General features: G+C 36.2%; 2 protein-coding genes and 1 pseudogene. All 3 read left to right on the top strand.

Annotated features, from left to right (window positions below):
- Nucleotides 1-3,060 (top strand): annotated as a pseudogene (locus LRA01S_RS11360) (gp58-like family protein); the annotation flags it as partial.
- A gap of 23 nt (nucleotides 3,061-3,083) precedes the next feature.
- Nucleotides 3,084-3,416, top strand: a complete 333-nt coding sequence (locus LRA01S_RS10225; protein ID WP_061775512.1) for a hypothetical protein — start codon at nucleotides 3,084-3,086, stop codon at nucleotides 3,414-3,416.
- 12 nt (nucleotides 3,417-3,428) lie between these two features.
- Complete coding sequence (locus tag LRA01S_RS10230; protein ID WP_061775513.1) at nucleotides 3,429-3,986, top strand: hypothetical protein; 558 nt, start codon at nucleotides 3,429-3,431, stop codon at nucleotides 3,984-3,986.
- The last annotated feature ends 271 nt before the right edge of the window (nucleotides 3,987-4,257 follow it).

Raw genomic sequence — 4,257 nt, forward strand, 5'->3', positions numbered from 1 at the left:
ACAGAGTCTAGTCTACAAATACAAGATGGGAAAATCACAGCTCTTAATACTAAAGCTGATGGGCATACAACACAAATAGGTACATTGGAGAGTTCTTATGATGGATTTAAATCAACAATATCTAAAATACAAACTGATGTTGGTGGAAAAGCAGGTAAAACTGAACTATCTCAACTATCACAAGATTTAAGCGGATTTAAGACTACAGTATCTAACACCTACTCTTCTAAGTCAGAGACCGATAATAAGGTAACAGCTGTCCAAGCGAATGTAGATAAATTAGGAACAAATATCGCCTATGCTTGGTCGTTGGATGGCAAGGATAGGTTTACGAGGTACAATGTCAAAAATCTGTTACAATCTCTTGATAGTACTAATGATATTTTAAAATTAAAGCAAACTAGCTGGTCTACCGTAAAAGATAAACATGGCAATTCTGTTGCATATTCGGGTAATTGGGCAGGAATAGTAGTTAATGCAACGACATTGGTAGAACTAGGAAAAACCTATACTTACTCGGTACTTATAACAAATAATACCAATAAATCTCTATCATATAGTTGTTATAGTAATAATGCAACCGTTCCGAATAAAGTTGGAATTATAGTTGCTGCAAATAGCTCTGTCAGAATATTTAATACTTTTAAAGTAACAACCATTACCCAATCAGACACTTACACACGATTTGAAACAGGTATTGCATCGAATGGTGATGATATAAGACAGAGTTCTCCTGTTTTTGTAGAAGGCGATTTCATTGATTACTTATCTTTACCTAGTATAGACTACGACAACGCAGTGCCACGGTATATTGGTCGTAGCTTGAAAGATTCTAACTCTCCATCTGATTACAAATGGGAGCCAAACCCAGAACGCAAACCTTGGACAGCTTATGCTAACAGCGCAGATGGAACGGATGGTTTCACAACTATTTATCCAAATTCGAATTTGTTAGTTAATAGTTCAGCAAAAACCAAAGATGGATTCTTTAAAAATTTCGACAAAGTAGAAAATGACTACGGAGAAGCAACAATAAAGGGAACTAATACATGGGTTTCCAGAAGGCTGGATGATGGTTTCTCTATTCAACCTAGAGATTACAAACCAGGCGATAAGTATACAATGAGTATGGATGTCATGTTCACAAGTTGGAATCTTCCCGTTGGAACAACTCTTACAGAATTTTGGATTGGTCAGAGATATACTAAGAGTATAGATGGCTTGATAAGCTCTTATAAGCAAATATGTTTTATTGATTTACCCAGAGACCCTAGTAACATGTTGAATCAATGGATAAGAATAACAAAAACTTCAACGATACCCCCTTATGAAGACCCCTCTGTTAAAACGGAAGCACTCTTTATGACTAAATTCACTGGTGCAAGTGAGGGAAGTTTCACGGTTAGAGTTAGAAAACCAAAACAAGAACGGGGATCCGTTGACACTCCTTGGACACCAGCACCGTCCGAAGACCAACTTGGCGCAATCCCTAAATATGTTGGGACAGCTGCTTTACCTTATGAAGACCCATATAAATATGATTGGCGGTTGTCGTCAGGTTGGAATCAAGTAAAAACCTCTACAGAATTTGAACAAACCGATAAAGAGATAGCTTTAAAAGCGAATCAAACAGATGTCAATACAATCACTGGAAAAGTATCGACCGCAGAAGGTGCTATCACCACAATGGCGGGACAGATAAAATTAAAAGCGAATCAAACAGATGTTGATACAATCACTGGCAAAGTATCGGCTACAGAGTCTAGTCTACAAATACAAGATGGGAAAATCACAGCTCTTAATACTAAAGCTGACGGACACACGACACAAATAGGTACATTGGAGAGTTCGTATAATGGATTCAAATCAACAATATCTAAAATACAAACTGATGTTGGTGGAAAAGCAGATAAAACTGAACTATCTCAACTATCACAAGATTTAAGCGGTTTTAAGACTACAGTTGCAAACACTTACGCAGATAAAGTTTCTGTAGCATCGCAAATTACACAGCTAAGTGACAATATTAATCTCAGAGTTTCCAAAGGCGATGTTACAAGTCAAATAAATGTTGAAGCTGGTCGGACGCTGATCGATACCAAGCAATTGTTATTGAATGCTGATACCGTTAAATTTTCGGGGAGTGCTTTCATCCCAAATTCTGTTATTCAAAATCTATCTGCCGAGAAGATTACTGCGGGGACATTGAATGCAGCTAATGTGAATGTAATCAATCTTAATGCTAAGTCTTTAACCGCAGGCACTATTACTGGCAGTAATTTATCAATGAATCTTGACACTGGATCGGTGCAATTTAAAAAAGGATATATTGCTAGTAATGACAATAAAATAAGATTTGATTTAGACAAAAATTATTTTCAATCGCTGGACTTTAGTAATAATGGCTTTGTTGTTAGTGATGGATCTTTTACCTTCTATCAAGGGTTCTTTGGAGCGACTGAAACAAAAATTGGGGGACTATCAGGAGATATCATTGCAGAAAAAGGAGGAATTATCCTACACGGTGTAGGTGGAGCATCACTTTCATCTGACACATACAAGGCATCTGTAGATGTTGGGAGTGCCGGATTGGGAACGGGTAATGGGGTTTCTATTATGGGTGACACGAGGTTTTGGGGTGGAATTAGTGTTCTAGGCTCAAAAAATGCGGTTCATGTCACGAGAGATGGGCTTAGAGCAACACCAGCTTATGAAACAGCAGAATCGTATCTTGGCGATATTGGACGAAGTTACACAAGGGAAGATTGTGAAATATGGGTTGAAATTGACGAGCTATTTTCAGATACAGTGAACACAGATATACCCTACGAAATCTTTTTACAGGCTTATGATGACGCCAGATTTTGGGTATCTGATTTTAGATCTGATAAATTCTTGGTCAAATCCGACAAACCAATGTCGAGATTTGCTTGGGAATTAAAAGCTAAACGCAGAGGTTATGAAAATGAAAGACTAGTTATACAAGAAGATTTTGATAACAAACTGTTGCTAGATGCTCAAGAAAAAGGAGTATTTGTAGGAGGTAGTGAAAATGAATAAAGAAATTGATAGCGAGGTCATGAATGGAGTATAAACTTTTAGGAATTTCAGGCTTGATACTGATTATCCTCTTATTAACTTGGTTGAAAGACGGTGAGAACATGAATCCGCCCTTGGAAAGGCGTGCGGTAATTGATACAACAACGATTTGCATTTTCTGGATTGTGTACGAATTCTACAATTTTTCAAAAGATAAAGCGTTTGAAGAAGAAGTTGTAATGGTTATTAATTTAGCTTTGTTGTTCTTTCTTATGCGTATGGTGCAATTGATAGCACAACTAAATCCGATGATTCAAGAGTTCGTGAGTTTTTTGAAGAAAAAGGGTGTGAATGTTGACGAGATAGACCAAAAATAAAAAGGAGGATAAATGTATAAACAATTAATTATGCCACTTGTTGCATCGTCTGCTATTGCAAGTTATTGCCTACTATATGTGGATAATACAATAAATGCACCTCAACAATATCGCACAGCTAATGCACAAATAGCACACAATCAAGCTAAAGAAAAAGGATGGGTGCATGAAAATCAAGACTACCCACGAAATGTATGGTTCATCATGTTTTGGAGTATTGACAACGGAGACTATCAAGGGCAGGGGCATGTAGCGATTGCATTTGTGGATGATAGCGGGAATTTACAAATTCATGATAGCGAGGTACACAGAGGAGCTAGAGAATCTTACACATCACTTGAAGAAGTCAGCAACTGGTTTGGTAGTGTCGGCACAAGGTTGACTTATTTAGGTTGGAGTGAAGGTGTGGATAATGTTAAGATTATTCATGAGATTAAAGCTGAAACTAAAACAACAATAGATAAAATTAACAAGAAAAAAGAACAATTAAAAATTTACGGCTATCCATTTTTTGGTAATAAAGATGGAAGCTTGAACAAGAATATATTTTACAAAATTGATTTTGGGTAGGATATAAGAAGACATCTTGAATGATTTTCAAGGTGTTTTTTTGTTTGGTAGCTATGACAAAATTATATAAACCACCATAAGCTGACCCCTAAAAGCCATGGTGGTTTTGTTGATTTTTTATTTTGAAGATGGTATAATTAATTCAAATATTAAGTAACAAAATTGCCAAAAAACGAGTAAAAAATTTTAATTATTTTGTTTTAAGCGACAAATATGAGTATTGTTTTTTCAAAAAAATATACCCATAAATGCGCTTAAAACACAGTTCGAC

This window comes from Pseudolactococcus raffinolactis NBRC 100932, from assembly GCF_001591765.1.
In the GTDB taxonomy this organism is placed as follows: Bacteria; Bacillota; Bacilli; order Lactobacillales; family Streptococcaceae; genus Pseudolactococcus; species Pseudolactococcus raffinolactis.

Excerpts from the sequence above, each read along its gene's own strand:
- LRA01S_RS10225 (WP_061775512.1), top strand. The coding sequence starts at position 3,084 with ATGGAGTATAAACTTTTAGGAATTTCAGGCTTGATACTGATTATCCTC.
- LRA01S_RS10230 (WP_061775513.1), top strand. The coding sequence starts at position 3,429 with ATGTATAAACAATTAATTATGCCACTTGTTGCATCGTCTGCTATTGCA.